This is a genomic window from Tropicimonas aquimaris (genome assembly GCF_042676185.1).
GTDB lineage: Bacteria > Pseudomonadota > Alphaproteobacteria > Rhodobacterales > Rhodobacteraceae > Tropicimonas > Tropicimonas aquimaris.
This window is the reverse complement of sequence record NZ_JBHTJT010000030.1, coordinates 38,565-54,789: the sequence shown is the minus strand read 5'-3', so window position 1 is coordinate 54,789 and position 16,225 is coordinate 38,565. Positions and strand designations below refer to the sequence as shown.

The 16,225-nt window shown below is 67.5% G+C and carries 18 protein-coding genes and 1 tRNA gene; 10 read left to right on the top strand and 9 right to left on the bottom strand.

Translation table 11 applies throughout. From position 1 onward, the window contains the following. Positions 1-48 precede the first annotated feature (48 nt). The 7 genes from argS (at position 49) to ACFQ2S_RS13835 (ending at position 7,405) form a co-directional block, all read left to right on the top strand. Positions 49-1,794: an arginine--tRNA ligase gene (gene argS / locus ACFQ2S_RS13865; protein WP_386075298.1), complete on the top strand. Its 1,746-nt coding sequence runs from the start codon at positions 49-51 to the stop codon at positions 1,792-1,794. A gap of 97 nt (positions 1,795-1,891) precedes the next feature. Then, positions 1,892-2,995: an SPOR domain-containing protein gene (locus ACFQ2S_RS13860; protein WP_386075296.1), complete on the top strand. Its 1,104-nt coding sequence runs from the start codon at positions 1,892-1,894 to the stop codon at positions 2,993-2,995. Beyond that, positions 2,992-4,008, top strand: a complete 1,017-nt coding sequence (gene nagZ / locus ACFQ2S_RS13855; protein ID WP_386075295.1) for a beta-N-acetylhexosaminidase — start codon at positions 2,992-2,994, stop codon at positions 4,006-4,008. The genes ACFQ2S_RS13860 and nagZ overlap by 4 nt, the downstream gene beginning before the upstream one ends. Before the next feature lie 16 nt (positions 4,009-4,024). Beyond that, entirely contained in the window at positions 4,025-4,825 is an 801-nt protein-coding gene (locus tag ACFQ2S_RS13850; protein WP_245837895.1) for a segregation and condensation protein A, read from the top strand. Continuing rightward, a complete protein-coding gene (gene scpB / locus ACFQ2S_RS13845; RefSeq protein WP_386075293.1) occupies positions 4,818-5,549 on the top strand; it encodes an SMC-Scp complex subunit ScpB in 732 nt (243 codons plus the stop codon). The genes ACFQ2S_RS13850 and scpB overlap by 8 nt, the downstream gene beginning before the upstream one ends. A gap of 288 nt (positions 5,550-5,837) precedes the next feature. Then, positions 5,838-6,887 carry a fasciclin domain-containing protein gene (locus ACFQ2S_RS13840; protein WP_386075291.1) on the top strand — a complete coding sequence of 350 codons (1,050 nt, stop codon included), beginning with the start codon at positions 5,838-5,840 and terminating at the stop codon, positions 6,885-6,887. 122 nt (positions 6,888-7,009) lie between these two features. Continuing rightward, a complete protein-coding gene (locus ACFQ2S_RS13835; RefSeq protein ID WP_089232749.1) occupies positions 7,010-7,405 on the top strand; it encodes a VOC family protein in 396 nt (131 codons plus the stop codon). A gap of 92 nt (positions 7,406-7,497) precedes the next feature. On the opposite strand, the gene ACFQ2S_RS13830 is transcribed toward ACFQ2S_RS13835, so the two are convergent. From ACFQ2S_RS13830 to ACFQ2S_RS13795, 8 genes are all read right to left on the bottom strand, one after another. Continuing rightward, positions 7,498-8,574 carry a 2'-deoxycytidine 5'-triphosphate deaminase gene (locus tag ACFQ2S_RS13830; protein ID WP_386075289.1) on the bottom strand — a complete coding sequence of 359 codons (1,077 nt, stop codon included), beginning with the start codon at positions 8,572-8,574 and terminating at the stop codon, positions 7,498-7,500. An 82-nt stretch (positions 8,575-8,656) separates the two neighbouring features. Continuing rightward, positions 8,657-8,733: transfer RNA gene (locus ACFQ2S_RS13825), tRNA-Pro, on the bottom strand. Between the two features lie 64 nt (positions 8,734-8,797). After that, positions 8,798-9,619, bottom strand: coding sequence for a MerR family transcriptional regulator (locus ACFQ2S_RS13820; RefSeq protein ID WP_386075288.1), 822 nt, complete (start codon positions 9,617-9,619; stop codon positions 8,798-8,800). A gap of 12 nt (positions 9,620-9,631) precedes the next feature. Further along, positions 9,632-9,934 (bottom strand): integration host factor subunit alpha, encoded by a 303-nt coding sequence (gene ihfA, locus ACFQ2S_RS13815; RefSeq protein WP_386075286.1) that lies wholly within the window; start codon positions 9,932-9,934, stop codon positions 9,632-9,634. Between the two features lie 177 nt (positions 9,935-10,111). Beyond that, positions 10,112-11,083, bottom strand: a complete 972-nt coding sequence (locus tag ACFQ2S_RS13810) for a beta-ketoacyl-ACP synthase III (protein WP_386075284.1) — start codon at positions 11,081-11,083, stop codon at positions 10,112-10,114. Between the two features lie 55 nt (positions 11,084-11,138). After that, positions 11,139-12,230, bottom strand: coding sequence for a phosphate acyltransferase PlsX (gene plsX / locus ACFQ2S_RS13805; RefSeq protein WP_089232753.1), 1,092 nt, complete (start codon positions 12,228-12,230; stop codon positions 11,139-11,141). 35 nt (positions 12,231-12,265) lie between these two features. Beyond that, positions 12,266-12,472 carry a 50S ribosomal protein L32 gene (rpmF, locus tag ACFQ2S_RS13800; RefSeq protein ID WP_386075282.1) on the bottom strand — a complete coding sequence of 69 codons (207 nt, stop codon included), beginning with the start codon at positions 12,470-12,472 and terminating at the stop codon, positions 12,266-12,268. A gap of 317 nt (positions 12,473-12,789) precedes the next feature. Then, positions 12,790-13,329 carry a YceD family protein gene (locus ACFQ2S_RS13795; protein WP_386075280.1) on the bottom strand — a complete coding sequence of 180 codons (540 nt, stop codon included), beginning with the start codon at positions 13,327-13,329 and terminating at the stop codon, positions 12,790-12,792. Between the two features lie 85 nt (positions 13,330-13,414). On the opposite strand from ACFQ2S_RS13795, the gene ACFQ2S_RS13790 reads away from it, so the two are divergent. Next, entirely contained in the window at positions 13,415-13,882 is a 468-nt protein-coding gene (locus ACFQ2S_RS13790; RefSeq protein WP_386075279.1) for an outer membrane protein assembly factor BamE, read from the top strand. A gap of 46 nt (positions 13,883-13,928) precedes the next feature. Here ACFQ2S_RS13790 and msrB read toward each other — a convergent pair whose 3' ends face one another. Beyond that, a complete protein-coding gene (msrB, locus tag ACFQ2S_RS13785; RefSeq protein WP_386075278.1) occupies positions 13,929-14,342 on the bottom strand; it encodes a peptide-methionine (R)-S-oxide reductase MsrB in 414 nt (137 codons plus the stop codon). Positions 14,343-14,532: 190 nt separating this feature from the next. On the opposite strand from msrB, the gene ACFQ2S_RS13780 reads away from it, so the two are divergent. Together ACFQ2S_RS13780 and ACFQ2S_RS13775 are read left to right on the top strand one after the other, a co-directional pair. Then, the gene (locus ACFQ2S_RS13780; protein WP_386075276.1) at positions 14,533-15,264 is read left to right on the top strand and encodes a GNAT family N-acetyltransferase; all 732 of its coding nucleotides are present in this window, start codon (positions 14,533-14,535) and stop codon (positions 15,262-15,264) included. A gap of 66 nt (positions 15,265-15,330) precedes the next feature. Then, complete coding sequence (locus tag ACFQ2S_RS13775; protein WP_386075274.1) at positions 15,331-16,209, top strand: glycosyltransferase family 2 protein; 879 nt, start codon at positions 15,331-15,333, stop codon at positions 16,207-16,209. Positions 16,210-16,225 lie beyond the last annotated feature (16 nt).

The window sequence follows — 16,225 nt, the reverse complement described above, 5'->3', positions numbered from 1 at the left end:
GTCTCGCCCGTGATACACCGCGCGGCAACCCCCAGCGGAGCCTGACCGATGAACATCTATGCCGATATCCGTACCCTTGTGACCGAGGCGCTGGACGCTCTGGCGGCCGAAGGTGTGCTGCCCGAAGGGCTGGACCTGTCCAACGTGGCGGTGGAACCGCCGCGCGACGCGTCGCACGGGGATATGGCGACCAACGCGGCGATGGTGCTGGCCAAGCCGGCGAAGATGAAGCCGCGCGACATCGCCGAGGCGCTGGCGGGAAAGCTCGCGGCGGACCGGCGGATCGACACGGCCGACGTGGCGGGGCCGGGCTTCCTGAACCTGCGGCTGGCGGCGCCGGTCTGGGCCGGGGTTGTCCGCACGGTGCTGGAGGCCGGCGGCGATTTCGGCCGGTCCGCGATGGGCAAGGACCAGCGGGTGAACGTCGAATACGTCTCCGCCAACCCGACCGGGCCGCTGCATGTCGGGCACACCCGCGGCGCGGTCTTCGGCGATGCGCTGGCCTCGCTGCTGGACTTTGCGGGCTATGATGTCACGCGCGAATACTACATCAACGACGGCGGCGGGCAGGTCGATACGCTCGCCCGCTCTGTTTACCTTCGCTATCTGGAAGCGCATGGAAAACAGGTGGCCTTCCCCGATGGCACCTACCCGGGCGATTACCTGATCGCCGTTGGCGAAGCGCTCAAGGAGAAGGTCGGCGATGCCTTTGTCGGCGCGGGCGAAGACGTCTGGCTGGCCGAAGTGCGGGAGTTCGCCACAGACGCAATGATGGAGCTGATCCGGGAGGATCTGGCCGCGCTCGGCGTGAAGATGGACCGGTTCTTCTCCGAGAAGTCGCTCTACGGCACCGGACGGATCGAGGCCGCGCTCAAGGCGCTGTCGGACAAGGGGCTGATCTACGAGGGCGTGCTGGAGCCGCCGAAGGGCAAGACGCCGGAGGACTGGGAACCGCGCGAGCAGACGCTCTTCAAGTCCACCGCCCATGGCGACGACGTGGACCGGCCGGTCAAGAAGTCGGACGGGTCCTGGACGTATTTCGCGCCCGACATCGCCTATCACTTCGACAAGGTGGAACGCGGCTACGACGCGCTGATCGATGTGTTCGGCGCCGATCATGGCGGCTACGTCAAGCGTATGAAGGCGGCCGTCTCGGCGCTCTCGGACGGCAAGGTGCCGCTCGACATCAAGCTCACGCAGCTGGTGAAGCTCTACAAGAACGGCGAGCCTTTCAAGATGTCCAAGCGGGCGGGGACGTTTGTCACGCTGCGGGACGTTGTCGACCAGGTCGGGCCGGACGTGACCCGCTTCGTCATGCTAACCCGGAAGAACGACGCGCCGCTCGACTTCGATTTCGACAAGGTGCTGGAGCAGTCCAAGGACAACCCGGTCTTCTATGTGCAATACGCCCATGCGCGGGTGAAATCCGTGCTGCGCAAGGCGGACGAGGCCGGGATCGCAGTGGACGACGCCACGCTTGCGGCCGCGGATCTGTCGGGCATGACCCATCCCGCCGAGGTCGCGCTGGCCGCCAAGGTCGCCGAATGGCCGCGGCTGCTGGAGATTGCGGCGCGCACCCACGAGCCGCATCGCGTGGCCTTCTACCTCTACGAGCTGGCCGGCGACCTGCACAGCCTGTGGAACCGGGGCAACGACGAGCCCGCCCTGCGGTTCCTGCAGGAAGCGGATCCGGCCACGTCGCAGGCGAAAATCGCCCTCGCACGCGCTGTCTCCGTTGTGATTTCCACCGGTCTTGGTATCTTGGGCGTGACCCCGGTCGAAGAAATGCGCTGACAAACGGCGCGCGCGGGGCATCAGGCAGGCAAGACCCCGCGCAGCGCAACTCCCATGAACGGCGGCGCCTCGTGCGGGACAGGCAATGAGGCGGAGCATGTTGAACCCGGCAGCAGGTCAGGGCAGGGGGGCGCTCGAAGCACCCCACGTTCAGGAATACATTCAGTCCTTCGAGTGCGTCGACGAGTCCGGCGCCTATCAGGTCGCGGCACCCGGCAAGGCACGGCTCTTTGTCCATGTGATCGGCGCGGCGGTCTCGCTGGCGGTGATCGGCGCCTGCGGCTGGTGGGGCTACAAGCAGATCATGCGCGATCTGCACGGCATCCCGGTGGTGCAGGCGCTCGAAGGGCCGATGCGGATCGCCCCCGATGATCCGGGTGGGATGGTGGCGAGCCATTCCGGGCTAGCGGTCAACTCGGTCCAGGCCGAGGGCGTGGCGGCGGTGCCGGAATCCCAGCTGATCCTTGCGCCCCAACCGGTGCGGCTGGCCGAGGAAGACCAGACTGCGGCCGAGCTGACGCCGGCAGAGAGCGCCGAAGCGACCGGGGATGACCAGGCCGCGCTGCTGGCGCGGGTCGATCCCGACGATGCGGAGCTTGCCGAGCCGGCGCCGATGACGCCGACGGTGGCAAGCCTGACCGAGGAGGTGCCTTCCGATGATCCGCTGGAGCGCGCCCTGGCGCTCGCCGATGCGGCCACGGCCGGTGCGATCCCGCTCTCGGAGAGTGCCGAGGCCGAGGAGCCCGCGGACACGGTCGAATCTGCGATCGAGGCCGCTGTCCGGACGGCGGCGATCGAGGCGTCGCTGGAGGGGCTGAACGACACCTCCGGAATGCCGGTCTCGCCGCGTCCCGCGCCGCGCCCGGGGGCGCGCGTTCTCGCCGCGCCGGAGGCGACGGAGCAACTGGCCAGCATCGCGCCGGCATCGGTCGACCCCACGTCGATCGAGGTCGGCACGCGGCTTGTGCAGCTGGGAGCCTTCGAATCCCAAGACGAGGCCAAGCGGGCCTGGGATATCCTGGCCTCCGCCTTCGACGGCCTGCTGGACGACAAGCAGCAGGTGCTGGTCGAGGCGAATGCCGGCGGCCGGAGCTTCTGGCGGCTGCGCGCGCTCGGCTTCGCTGACCTCGCCGAAGCCCGCCGTTTCTGTGCGGCACTGGTGGCCGAACGGGCCGAGTGCATCCCCGTGGTGGTGCGGTGAGCGCCCGCTCGGCGGCAATTCTCGGCGTCGAGGGGCTCGCGCTGACAGGCACGGAGCGATCCTTTCTGGCCGAGGCGCAGCCGCTGGGCTTCATCCTCTTCGCCCGCAATATCGAAGCACCGGAACAGTTGTGCCGCCTGACCGGCGATCTGCGCGACACCGTCGGCCGGGATGCGCCGGTTCTGATCGACCAGGAAGGCGGCCGGGTCCAGCGGATGCGGCCGCCGCACTGGCGCCTCTGGCAGCCGCCACTGGACCAGATGCAGCGAGCCGGCGATCTCGAGGCCGCGGCGCGGGCGATGTTCCTGCGGCACCGCCTGATCGCCCACGAGTTGCGCGAGGTCGGCATCGACACCAACTGCGCCCCCTCCGCCGACATTGCGCGGCCGGAGACCCACCCCTTCCTGCGCAACCGCTGCTTCGGCGAGGACGTGGCCGCCGTGGTGACCGGCGCCCGTGCCGCCGCCGAAGGGCTGACGGCCGGTGGCGTGCTGCCGGTGGTCAAGCACATCCCTGGGCACGGCCGGGCGCGGCTCGACAGCCACAAGGACCTGCCGGTGGTGGAGGTGGATGCCGACGATCTGCGCGCCCTGGATTTCGCGCCCTTCCAGGCGCTGGCGGACTTGCCGATGGGCATGACCGCGCATCTGAAATTCACCGCCTTCGACGCGGAGGCCCCGGCCACGCAATCGGCCCGCATGATCGACCTTATCCGCAACGAGATCGGCTTCGACGGGCTGCTGATGACCGACGACCTGTCGATGCAGGCGCTGAGCGGAGACATCGCCGCACGCGCCTCAGCCTCTATTGCCGCCGGATGCGATGTGGTCCTGCATTGCAATGGCGAGCTGGCCGAGATGGAGCAGGCTGTGGCTTCGGCCGGGCCGCTTTCTCCAGATGCCACACGCCGGGCCGATGCGGCGCTTGCGCTGCGCCGGAAGCCGGATCCGGTTGACATTCCGGCCGTGGAAGAGGAACTTCGCACACTTCTGAACGGGGATGCCTATGGCTGAGGACATGGCAGCGGATATGGCGAATGCCGTCGCGGGCACTGCCGGCACGGGCGATGCGGTGGCAGAGCGGCTTGCCGCCGAGGCGCTGATCGTCGACGTGGACGGCTACGAGGGCCCGCTCGACCTTCTGCTGACGCTGTCACGGACCCAGAAGGTGGATCTTCGCAAGATCTCCGTTCTGAAGCTTGCCGAGCAATATCTTGCCTTCATCGACCGGGCCAAGTCGCTCCGGATCGAGCTGGCGGCCGACTACCTGGTGATGGCGGCCTGGCTGGCCTTCCTCAAGTCCCGCCTGCTGCTGCCGCCCGATCCAGCCGAGGAAGGCCCCAGCGGCGACGAGCTGGCCGCGCACCTGGCGTTTCAGCTCGAACGCCTGCAGGCGATGCGCGACGTTGCCGCCAAGCTGATGGCCCGCGACCAGAAGGGCCGCGATTTCTTTGTCCGGGGCGAGATCCAGCAGGTCGAGCGCACCCGCAAGGTGACCTATTCGGCCACCATCATGGACCTTATGCAGGCCTATGCCCGGATCCGCACCAAGGACGAGTTCCGCCCCTTCGTGATGGACCGCAAGAACCTCTACACGATGGAAGAGGCGCTGGAGCGGCTGAAGCCGTTGGTGGGCTATGCCGGCGAATGGACGGACCTGATGTCCTACCTGCCCGAGGGCTGGGAGCTGGACCCGGTGCGCCGCCGCACGGCGACCGCTGCCACCTTCGCCGCCTCGCTGGAACTGGTGAAGGCCGGCCGCATCAGCATCCGTCAGCCCGAGACCTTCGCGCCGATCCAGATCCGCGCCGCCGAGGGTCGAAATGGCTGACAAGCAGGAGCTGCCGGAGGAGGAGAGCCTCTTCGAGGCCCCGCCCGAGGGCGAGCAGGAACGCATGGTCGAGGCGATCCTCTTTGCCACCTCCGAGCCGGTGACGGTGGGCGAACTGAACGCCCGCATGCCCCACGGCGCCGATGCCGCTCGCGCGCTGGAGCGGCTCGCGAAACGCTACGAGGGCAGGGGGGTGAACGTCGTCCGTGTCGCCGACCGTTGGGCGATCCGCACGGCGCCGGATCTCGGTTTCCTGATGCAGAAGGAAACCGTGGAGATGCGAAAGCTCTCCCGCGCCGCGATCGAGACGCTGGCGATCATCGCCTACCACCAGCCGGTGACCCGCGCCGAGATCGAGGAGATCCGCGGCGTTTCGGTCAGCCGGGGCACGATCGACCTGCTGCTCGAGATGGAATGGATTCGCTTCGGCCGCCGTCGGATGACCCCCGGCCGGCCCGTGACCTTTGTGGTGACACCGGAGTTCCTCGACCACTTCGGCCTCGAAAGCGCCCGCGACCTTCCGGGGCTGCGCGAACTGCGCGCCGCGGGCCTGCTCGACAACCGTCCCCCGCCGGGCACGGAGACCGAGGAAGAGGCCGGCGACGAGGGGCAGGGCGAAATGTTCGATGACGCCGGCCACGCGACCGAGCCCCTCTCCGAAACCGGCGATGAGCCGGACGAGCCGGACGACGACATTGACCCGGACGAGGACGCTCAGACCTGACCTATGGCGCGCGACACGAGACCGGGGCGCGCGGCGGATCACCCGTTTTGAGCGGCATTCATTCACGTTTTTGTCAGGAATTGTATGTCGTGTTTTCAGTGTCTTGGCTCCGTTTCAGGGGCCGATCTGACGCTCCCGGCTGGCTGCTCCTGACCGGCCGATACATCCGAATTCCCGGCCTGCACCGTATTCCGATCATCTGCTCACAAGGGCAGTGAAGAGATGGCTTGGCGCATGGCCCCGTGAGAGACGGGGCATGGAGCGGGTCACGGGAGACGGAGGACACTCATGGACAAGACCATCACCGAGATCGTGCTCGAAAGCGGAGCGCCGGGGGAATTCGACAGGAACGGGGATGATTTCGACATCCTGCGCGATGCCGTCGTCACTGCGGGGCTGGCGGATGCGCTGGCAGACCCGGACGCGGAACTGACCGTCTTCGCGCCGGTCGACAGCGCCTTCACCGGGCTTGCGGGCGCGCTCGGCTACGAGGGGGCGTCCGAAAGGGGCGCATTCAAATACATTGTGGAATCGCTCACCCTGCTGGGCGGCGGCGATGCAATCCCGTTGCTGACGGACATCCTGACCTATCACGTCGCCGCCGGCGCGCTGGAAGCCGCCGACGTGATCGATGCCGGCGAGGTCGAGACGCTGCAGGGCGGGATCCTGACCCTCGACGCCGGCACCACGCCTCCCTCGCTGATCGACGCCGACGACGGCGTCGCCAACCCCGGTCTCATCGCCACGGACATCATGGCGTCGAACGGCGTGATCCACGCGCTGGACGGCGTGCTCCTGCCGCTCGCCGTGTCCGACATCCTTGGCCGTGACAGCACCGACTTCATCATCGGCGGCGACGAGTCGATGATCTACGAGACGAAGGGCGGCACGGACTTCATCAGCGCCGGTGGCGGCGCCGACCTCGTACGGGCCGGGAAGGGTGACGACGTGGCGCTCGGGCGGGCCGGGTCCGATGTGCTCTTCGGCAACGGAGGCCACGACAGCCTGTTTGGGCACAAGGGCGGCGATATTCTCATGGGCAACGGGGGCGACGACATCCTCGACGGCGGCCAGGGGCAAGACCAGCTGACCGGTGGCCGGGGCGAAGACACCTTCGTTTTCTCGGAGGGCTACGGCAAGGATACGGTCGTGGACTTCCGCAACGGCCACGACACGATCGATGTGAGCGGGCTGGGTATCACGACTTTCGACGAGATCGAAGCTGCCGTGGTGGAGAAGAACTACGGCACCGTGCTGAACTTCGGCGATGGGGACCGCCTCGTCCTGCTCGGCACGGATGAGTCGCGTCTAGACGATGGCGATTTCATCTTCGCGTAACGGCGCTCTCTGCCGGTCCCGTCCATCGGGGCCGGCAGTATTTCATGCTGAACAGCCCCTCGCGATCGGTGGGCGGATTCGATAGGCGTCCTGCAAATTCCGACAGATGAGGAACAGGCAAGATGGTCAAGGCAATCCACAGCATGATCCGTGTTCTCGACGAGGCACGCTCGGTCGCCTTCTACGAACAGGCATTCGGACTGACGGTCGCGGACCGGTACGATTTCGACGATTTCACCCTGGTCTACCTGCGCAACGACGCGGCGGATTTCGAACTGGAGCTGACGGTCAACAAGGGGCGCACGGAGCCCTATGCCCTGGGCGACGGCTATGGCCACATCGCGTTCTGCGTCGATGATCTGGAGGCGGAGCACGCGCGGCTCGAGGCGGCCGGGCTGTCGCCGCGCAAGATCGTCAGTTTCGAGCGCGACGGCGAACTCATGGCGCGGTTCTTTTTCGTCGCGGACCCGGATGGATACCAGGTCGAGGTCTTGCTGCGGCACGGCCGGTATCGCTGAGCCAACGGCCGCGAAGCGACCGCCGATCATTCGGAAGAAAGATCGTGCCTCCGGCGGAGGGCATTGGGGCCAAGAAGACAGAGGGTGCGCGATCAGGGCGCCTTGAAGTGCTTTGACAGCTTCAGGCCCTGACCCTGGTAGTTGGAAGCGATGCCGGCGCCGTAGAGCGTCTCGGGCCGTTCGGCCATGCGTTCGTAGACGAGACGTCCGACGATCTGCCCGTGTTCCAGCGCGAACGGCGCCTCGTGGCAGCGCACTTCCAGCACGCCGCGTGCGCCGAAGCCGCCGGCCTCCGCATGTCCGAACCCCGGGTCGAAGAAGCCCGCGTAATGCACACGGAACTCCCCGACCATGGCGAGATAGGGCGCCATCTCGGCGGCGTAATCGGGCGGGATATGGACCGCTTCGCGGCTGACGAGGATATAGAAGGCGCCCGGGTCGAGGATGATCCGGCCGTCTTCAGCCTCCACGCGTTCCCAGAAATCCGCCGCCCGGTAGTGGCCGATCCGGTCGAGGTCGATCACGCCCGCGTGCGGTTTGGCGCGCCACCCGGCGAGCGCGCCGTCTTGCGGACGCAGATCGACCGAGAAGCCGAGGCCTTCGGAAATCACGGCTTCACCGGAGACGAGGCCGACCTCTTCGTGCAAGGCCCGGAGCGCTGTGTCGTCGAGCGTGGCCTTGCCGCTCCGGAACCGGATCTGGTTGAGCCGCATGCCGGGCCGGACCAGCACGGAGAAGGAGCGCGGGCAGATCTCGGCATAGAGCGGGCCGGTGTAGCCCGGCGCGATCCGGTCGAATTCCACACCGCCGTCGGTGATGACGCGGGTCAGCAGGTCGAGCCGGCCCGTTGAGGATTTGGCGTTGGCGACAGCGTTGGTGCCGCCGGGCAGGGCGAGGCGCTCCTGCAGCGGCACCACGTAGACGCAGTTCTTTTCCAGCACCGCGCCCTGGCTGAGGTCGATCGCATGCATGCCGAACTGCTTCAGCCGGTCGCCGACGCGATTGCCGTCGCCGGCGAGGAATGAGGCGCGTACCCGGTAGGCCGTGCGCCCCAGTCGCAGGTCGAGGCTGGCGGGCTGGACCTGCCCTTCGGCGAAGGGCTGGTCGGCGGCGATGGCACCATCCGCGATCATCCTTGCGATGCTCTGGCTCGGCAGCACGCCGGTCATGCGGTTCCCCCTTGCTGGGCGGCGCACGGTGCGCCGCACAACAAAACGCCCGCGTCCCGGAGGATGCGGGCGGATTGTGAATTGGTCGGGCTAGCAGGACTCGAACCTGCGACCTTCCGTCCCCCAGACGGACGCGCTACCAGGCTGCGCCATAGCCCGACGTTCGGGCTTTGTAGCGATTTCTGCGGCAAGGGCAAGCGACAAACCGACAGGAATCTCGTGCTCACTCCCGGCCGCCCATCCGTGCGCGCAGCTCGACCAGACGGGCATGGATCGGACGCAGGAGGGCCGGATCGATCATGCCGGGCGTCAGGCTTCCGAGCAGGTCTACGAGGGGGATATCGGCCGGCGGCAGGGGGGCGATGACTGGGCCACGTGGCGCCGGAGGCCCTTCGGCTGTCGCGGCGGGCTCGGCTTCACTTGCAGTCTCTGCGAGTGCGTCTTCGACCTCGGAAGGGGCATCCTCTGCGGCCGTGGGCGAAGGTGAGGGGGCCGGGCGATTGAAAAGCGGCATGGCCTCGGTATCGTGCTCCGGCTCCGCAGGGGCAGACGGTTCCGGCGCGTCCGGCGTTTCGGAGGCGCTTGCGGCCTCGGCGGTTTCGAGCGGCTCCGCCACCGGCGGGGCCTGTGGCTTATCGAGCGCGGCGGGGTCGGCCACGCGGGTTTCCGGCTCGCTCCGCGCGGCCTCTGCGGATATCGGAGGTTCGGCAGATGCGGGGGGCTCAGGTGCAGCGGGGGCCGGTTCCTCGGCGACGGCGGAGACATCGTCCAGCGGCCGAGACATGGCGCAGACAGCGCGGACGCCCTGTTCGCGTAAGACCTTCTGCACGCCCTTGATGGTCATGCCATCCTCGTGCAGCAGCTTCTGTATGCCGCCCAGCAATTCCATGTCGGACGGGCGATAATATCGGCGCCCGCCGGCACGTTTCACCGGCTTGACCTGGGAAAACTTGCTTTCCCAGAAGCGCAGAACATGGGCGTTCACGCCCAGCCAGTCCGCAACTTCACTGATCGTGCGGAATGCGTCGGGGGCCTTGCCGTTCATTCCCGTGATGCCTTACTTCCGGTTTCCGGCCGCGACCCGTTCCTTCATCAGATGGGACGGGCGGAAGGTCAGAACGCGGCGGGGATGGATCGGCACTTCTTCCCCGGTCTTGGGGTTGCGGCCGATTCGCGCTGCCTTGTCGCGGACGGAGAAGGTGCCGAAGGAGCTGATTTTCACCTGCTCGCCGCGCACCAGCGCGTCGGACATGTGTTGCAGCACGCTTTCGACAATCTGGGCGGATTCGTTGCGGGACAGTCCGACCTCGCGGAAGACGGCCTCGCTCAGATCCATTCGGGTCAGTGTCTTTTCGCTCATTGTCCCCCCGGCGCTAATTGAGGATGAGCGTAGGGTAGCCGTGGAATTCAGTCAATATCAATGACTTGGGTGGAGGCGCTAAGTCGCCGAAAGTGCGATGCTCCGGCCGCCTTTTGGTGAGCCTCAACGCTCAAAGCATTGGATTCGCTCGATTAAGCTGCCGGTCCCTCGGCAGCCTTACCAGCGCAGAACCACGGAACCCCAGGCCAGTCCGCCGCCGATCGCCTCTGTCACGACGACATCGCCGGGCTTTATCTTGCCTTCCGCCTTGCCGACCGACAGGGCGAGGGGAATCGAGGCGGCGGAGGTGTTGCCATGGTCCTGGACCGTCAGGATGACCCGCTCCATTGGCACCTTCATCTTGGCGGCCGTTCCCTTGATGATCCGCAGGTTGGCCTGGTGGGGGACCACCCAATCGACATCGTCGCTGTCGAGGCCGGCCCGGTCGAGCGACCGGTGCGCCGTATCGGCCAGCTTTTCGACGGCATGGCGGAACACTTCCTTGCCCTGCATACGGAGCACGCCGCTGCTGCCGGTGGAGATGCCGCCGTCGACATACAGCAGGTCGCGGTAGCGGCCGTCGGAGTTCAGGTCGGTGGCAAGGATTCCGCGGTCCGCGGAGGTGCCAGCGGCCTGCTGAGCCTCAAGCACCAGCGCGCCCGCGCCGTCGCCGAAGAGCACGCAGGTCGCGCGGTCGGTCATGTCTAGAATCCGGCTGAAGGTTTCGGCGCCGATCACCAGAACGCGCTTGGCCTGTCCGGAAAGGATCAGCGCGTTGGCGTTGGCGAGCGCATAGACGAAACCGGCGCAGACCGCCTGCACGTCGAAGGCGAAGCCGCCGGTCATGCCCAGCTTGTCCTGGACCATGGTGGCGGCCGAAGGGAAGGTGAGATCGGCGGTGGAGGTCGCGACGATGATCGCGTCGATGTCCCCGGCGGAGAGGCCGGCATCCTCGAGCGCGGCGCGCGCGGCGTTGGTCGCCAGATCGGAGGTGTTCTCGCCTTCTGCCGCGAAGTGCCGCCGCTCGATTCCGGAGCGGGAGCGGATCCACTCGTCTGACGTGTCCAGGGAGGCTTCGAACTCGGCGTTCTCTACGATTCGTTCCGGGAGGTAGTGACCCACTCCGCGGACCACGGCTCTGACCAGCATCTTCACTTGCCTTTTTTGTCTCGTTGGTCCCGCCCAGTCCGGCCGGAACGTTGCGTCACGGCATATCCTGTCGCAAGGGCGAGGTCGAGGCCACGCGGGCCGCAAGGCGGTCGGAAAAGCCTGCCTGCGCCAATTGGAACGCAAGTTTGATCGCCGCGGAGACCCCTGTGGCGTCTGCGGAGCCGTGGGATTTCACGATGGTGCCGTTCAGGCCCAGAAACACCCCGCCATTGACCCGGCGCGGGTCGGTGCGCTTGGACAGCCGCCGCATCGAGGTGAAGGCCAGCAGCGCGGCGATGCGGGACAGGATCGTGTGCCGAAACGCTTCCTTCAGCAGATCGCGGATCAGCGAGGCGGTGCCTTCGGCCGTCTTGAGCGCCACGTTGCCGGTGAAGCCGTCGGTGACGATCACGTCCACCTCACCTCGCGGAATGTCTCCGCCCTCGACGAAGCCGATGAATTCATAGTCGGAAACCGCCGCGGCTTCCGCCATCAGGCCATGCGCGGCCTTGAGCTCGGGGCGACCCTTGTGCTCCTCGGTGCCGACGTTGAGCAGGCCGACGCGGGGGCGGGCGATGTCGAGGCCGTTGCGCGCATAGGAGGCGCCCATCAGCGCGTATTGCAGCAGGTCGCCCTCGTCGGCGCGGATATCGGCGCCCACGTCGAGCATCACGGCATAGCCGTGCGGACTGCGCGAAGGCCAGAGGCAGGCGATGGCCGGACGGCTGACGCCGGGCAGCTTGCGGAGGCGCACCATCGAGAGCGCCATCAGCGCGCCGGTGTTGCCGCAGCTCACGGCCACGGTGGCCTGGCGGTCCCGCACCGAATCGATGGCGGACCACATCGAGGTGTCCTTGCCTCGGCGCATCACGACGGAGGGCTTGGCATCCATCGTCACCACTTCGCGGGCGTCGCGGATCACGCAGCGATCGGCCAGGCCGCGCTTTGCGACCAGGGGCTCGAGTTCCTCAACGCGCCCGTGAAGGATGAAACCGATATCGGGATTCTTGCGGGCGGACATGGCGCAGCCGGCCACCACGGTGGCCGGGCCCCTGTCACCTCCCATGGCATCGACGGAGATCACGACCTTGCCCGCGAGTTCCGAAGGAATCGCGGACGGCAGATTGTCCTGCGCGTCAGTGGTCATGTGCGCACTGCCCGTCGAGGCCGCTGATGTCGGGTTCAGGCGGCGTCTTCGTCGATGTCGATTTCGTCAACCATCGCAACGATTTCACGGTCGTCGTAATGACCGCAGGCGCTGCACACGTGGTGCGGGCGCTTCAGTTCGCCGCAGTTGGAGCACTCGTTGGGATTCGATCCGCTGAGCGCGTCGTGCGACCGGCGCATGTTGCGGCGGGACTTGGTGACTTTATTCTGAGGGACAGCCATGTCTCAACCTCGGTGTTTTGGCCGGTCGGGTCTGTCCCGGCGGCAAATGTTTCGTTTGTCGGCGCCTCATACGCCGACGGCGCTTCCCGTTCAAGGGTGTGTGGAAGATGCGCGAACATACGCATTTTGCGTCAGGACGCAAGTGAGTCGTCTGGCATCGGCCCCGCGGTGCCCTGACGCCGGTTCTGTGTGGCCGAGAGCGGGGGGCTCCCGCCCGTCGTCGCGGCCTTGCGGCCGCTCCTCCGGTTGGGCCGGGCGCCTGCGGCGGGCTTGCGTCGCGCAGGCGGTGACGGGGCCGGACCGGCCCCGGCGGGCGTTCAGGATTCCAGCCGCTTCTTGAGGTCGGCGAGGCCGGCAAAGGGTTTTACGTCCTCGTCGCGCAGCGGCTGGGTGTCGGGCGCGGCAAAGACCGCATCGCCCAGCTCGGCGCCGTCGGCGCGCGGGAAGTCGGGGAGCGCCAGCGCCAGCGCCTCGGCGAGCACCGCGTCGAGGTCCAGCACCTCGGGCAGGGGCTCGAGGGAATCGTCCTCGGGCATTTCCGCCTCTGCCTCGTCGGAGACCGAGTAATTGGCGGTGTAGCGACGGACCACAGGCGCCTCGATGCGGGTGGTCACGGGGGTCAGCGTCACCGAGCAGGGTTGCACGACGGTCGCACCGAGGCGCGCTTCGAGCCGCCAGTCGCGTGGTCCGTCGGGGAACATTTGCCCTTCGAGCCGGAGCTTGCGAAGATCGATCAGGTCGAGTTCGCCGGCCAGATTCGCCATCGCCTCGGCATCGGGAACGATCTTGAAGGGCGTCGGCCGGGTCGTCGGCAGGCGCGAGAGCCTGAGCTTGGAAGGGGCGTCGGTTGAAGTCATGGGGTGTCGTTCCTTTCTTGAAGAAAAGGATGCCATCGTTATAAGCCGAAAGGCAATTCGACGAACACGTGACATGAGGGCAGACATGGGCAGGCAGTGCCGCGCGAATTTGGGCCGGGTGGTCCGGGCACTGTGTGCCGGGACCGTGCTCTCGGTCGCGACCGCCTGTTCTCCGATCTATCGGGACCATGGATATGCGCCGAGCGACGAGGAGCTCTCCGAGGTCGTCGTGGGCGTGGATACCCGCGACTCGGTGGCCGAAACCGTGGGCACGCCGTCCTCTGCCGGGGTGCTGAACAACTCGGGCTACTACTATGTTTCGCAGCGGATGCGCACGTTCGGCTACCAGGCGACGGAGATCGTCGACCGGCAGATCGTCGCGATCAGCTTCGATTCGAACGGGGTCGTAACCAACGTGGAACGCTTCGGCCTGCAGGACGGCAAGGTCGTCGCCCTGTCCCGCCGGGTGACCGACAGCAACATCCAGGGCCTCGGTTTCCTGGCGCAGCTGCTGGGCAACGTCGGCCGCTTCGACATCGGCTCCAACATCTGAGGCGCCTGAGCGCCGCGCCAGGGGCCGCGGCGCCCGGGCAGGCGACTCAGTCGTCGTCCTTTCCGCCGGTCTCGGGTTCGAAGCGCAGCGCCACGCCGTTGATGCAGTATCGCAGGCCGGTCGGCGCGGGGCCGTCCGGGAAGACGTGCCCGAGGTGGCCGTCGCAGCGGGCGCAATGCACCTCCGTCCGCCGCATCCCGTAGCGCGTGTCCTCGCTCTCGCCGACGATCTCCGAATCCACCGGCTGGGTGAAGCTCGGCCAGCCGCAGCCGGCGTCGAACTTGTCGGCCTGTTCGAACAGGGGCGCACCGCAGCCGGCACAGCGGAAGGTGCCGGGGTCGGAGGGGAAATCGTCGTGGGTGAAGGGGCGTTCGGTGCCGTGGTTGCGCATGACCTCGAAGCCCAGCGGGCCGAGTTCCTCGCGCCATTCTGCATCGCTCTTGCGGGTCTTGTCCGTCATTGCGGTTCCTTCCTGTCGCGTCGGGTGTCCATCCGGACATATGGGGCCGGATGGCGCTGTTGCCAAAGCCGGACGTCGGGGGAGGGACGGCGCTTCACGTTGCTGTCACCTCTTGCATGTATCGCCCGGCCCAACCAGATTCGTTTCGCGGCGCCGCGTACTTGCGGCGGCCCGGAGGTGGAGCGCGCATATGCTCAAGTTGCGAAAGGGCCGGTATGCGGCCCGTGTCGCCGAAACAGAGGCCGATGTGGCGGCGTCGCTGGCGCTGCGGGCGCTGTGTTTCCGGAATGGCGCCTCCGAGGACGGCGACCGTTTCGACGAGATCTGCCGTCATGTGCTGGTCGAAGACAGCCGCGACGGCACGCTTGTCTGCACCTTCCGGCTGTTGCCGCTGACCGGCGGGCAGGAGATCGCGCGCAGCTATTCGGCGCAGTTCTACGAGCTCTCGGCACTGCAGAACTTCGATGGGCCGATGGTGGAGATGGGGCGGTTCTGTATCCATCCCGAGCGCCGCGACGCCGATATCCTGCGGGTCGCCTGGGGGGCGATGACCTCCTTTGTCGACGAGACCGGGGTGGAGCTGCTGTTCGGTTGCTCCTCCTTCCGGGGCGTAGAGACCGCCGAGTATCGCGATGCCTTTGCCCTGCTTAAGGAGCGTCACCTCGGCCCCAAGCAATGGCTGCCGCGGGTCAAGGCGCCCAACGTCTTCCGCTTCGCCCAGCGGCTGCGCCGCAAGCCCGACCTCAAGCAGGCGATGCTGGGAATGCCCCCGCTCCTGCGCACCTACCTGCTGATGGGCGGTTGGGTCAGCGACCATGCGGTGGTCGACCGGGACCTCGGCACGCTCCACGTCTTCACCGGGCTGGAGATCGGGGCGATCCCGCCGGCGCGCAAGCGGTTGTTGCGGGCGGTCGCGGGCTGAGCCGACAGGCTTGCTTTTGTCCGGGACCGCGCCATCCTTGGACCGGAGCGGCGGGAGAGGTCCGACATGACAGGTGCAATCGCGGTGTCGGTCATCGTGCCGGCCTACCGGGCGCAGGCGCAGATTGTGCGGGCCGTAGCATCGGTCGCGCGCTGCGGGCTGCCGGCGGACGCGGTCGAGATCGTCATCGCCTCGGATGACGGCACCGACTATGCCGCTGTTCTTCCAGCCGGTCTGGGGCTGCGCTTCGCTCCGCCCGGTCCGATGGCGACCGGGCCGGGACCTGCGCGCAATCGGGCGCTGGCGCTGGCCCGAGGTGAGTTCGTGGCCTGCCTCGACGCCGACGACACATGGGAGGCGGGTTATCTCGCGGCCTTGCTGCCCGTGGCGCGGGCCACGGGCCTCTGTTTCAGCGAAACCAGCGTGCTGCAGGAGGGCGAGGGGCTCCTCCGCCTGCCGGGGGGGGCGCGTCTCGATCTGGAGACCCTCGGTGCCTGTGGGGCGAGCTTTCACGCCGTTCTGCCGCGCAACATGGCCGGCCCCTTCGCCGCAGCTCCCTCGCAGGATGTGCTGCATGCGGTGGAGGTGCTGGCGATGACGGGCGGCTCGGCGCCGGTAGGGCCGGTCGCCTACGAGCTGCACCTCTCGCCCGAGAGTGTTACCCGGGCGCCCGGCTTTTGCGAGCGGGTGGCGGAGGCCTACGCGGTGCATGCGGCGCGCATCCGAAGTGGGCAGACACGGGTGCCCGCGGCGATGGCCGAACGGGCGGCGCAGGTTTTCGAGGCGAAACAGCTGCTCAACGCGGCCTTCGCGGCCCAAGACCGGCACGCGACCTTCTACGGCTTCGTGGCGAGCCGGATCCAGGAGCGGGGCAGGGCGGCCGTCAGCCCTTCCACCGACACCGTGACGCCGGCCTTCCCGGCAGGACACCTGCCGGCCGGGTGACGACAGGCGCGTCCCC

Excerpts from the sequence above, each read along its gene's own strand:
- plsX (WP_089232753.1), bottom strand. The coding sequence starts at position 12,230 with ATGACCACTGACGCGCAGGACAATCTGCCGTCCGCGATTCCTTCGGAA.
- ACFQ2S_RS13830 (WP_386075289.1), bottom strand. The coding sequence starts at position 8,574 with ATGACCGGCGTGCTGCCGAGCCAGAGCATCGCAAGGATGATCGCGGAT.
- argS (WP_386075298.1), top strand. The coding sequence starts at position 49 with ATGAACATCTATGCCGATATCCGTACCCTTGTGACCGAGGCGCTGGAC.
- ACFQ2S_RS13840 (WP_386075291.1), top strand. The coding sequence starts at position 5,838 with ATGGACAAGACCATCACCGAGATCGTGCTCGAAAGCGGAGCGCCGGGG.
- ACFQ2S_RS13850 (WP_245837895.1), top strand. The coding sequence starts at position 4,025 with ATGGCGAATGCCGTCGCGGGCACTGCCGGCACGGGCGATGCGGTGGCA.
- ACFQ2S_RS13835 (WP_089232749.1), top strand. The coding sequence starts at position 7,010 with ATGGTCAAGGCAATCCACAGCATGATCCGTGTTCTCGACGAGGCACGC.
- ACFQ2S_RS13810 (WP_386075284.1), bottom strand. The coding sequence starts at position 11,083 with ATGCTGGTCAGAGCCGTGGTCCGCGGAGTGGGTCACTACCTCCCGGAA.
- ACFQ2S_RS13795 (WP_386075280.1), bottom strand. The coding sequence starts at position 13,329 with ATGACTTCAACCGACGCCCCTTCCAAGCTCAGGCTCTCGCGCCTGCCG.
- rpmF (WP_386075282.1), bottom strand. The coding sequence starts at position 12,472 with ATGGCTGTCCCTCAGAATAAAGTCACCAAGTCCCGCCGCAACATGCGC.
- ACFQ2S_RS13790 (WP_386075279.1), top strand. The coding sequence starts at position 13,415 with ATGGGCAGGCAGTGCCGCGCGAATTTGGGCCGGGTGGTCCGGGCACTG.
- ACFQ2S_RS13775 (WP_386075274.1), top strand. The coding sequence starts at position 15,331 with ATGACAGGTGCAATCGCGGTGTCGGTCATCGTGCCGGCCTACCGGGCG.
- msrB (WP_386075278.1), bottom strand. The coding sequence starts at position 14,342 with ATGACGGACAAGACCCGCAAGAGCGATGCAGAATGGCGCGAGGAACTC.
- ACFQ2S_RS13780 (WP_386075276.1), top strand. The coding sequence starts at position 14,533 with ATGCTCAAGTTGCGAAAGGGCCGGTATGCGGCCCGTGTCGCCGAAACA.
- ACFQ2S_RS13820 (WP_386075288.1), bottom strand. The coding sequence starts at position 9,619 with ATGAACGGCAAGGCCCCCGACGCATTCCGCACGATCAGTGAAGTTGCG.
- ihfA (WP_386075286.1), bottom strand. The coding sequence starts at position 9,934 with ATGAGCGAAAAGACACTGACCCGAATGGATCTGAGCGAGGCCGTCTTC.
- ACFQ2S_RS13860 (WP_386075296.1), top strand. The coding sequence starts at position 1,892 with ATGTTGAACCCGGCAGCAGGTCAGGGCAGGGGGGCGCTCGAAGCACCC.
- scpB (WP_386075293.1), top strand. The coding sequence starts at position 4,818 with ATGGCTGACAAGCAGGAGCTGCCGGAGGAGGAGAGCCTCTTCGAGGCC.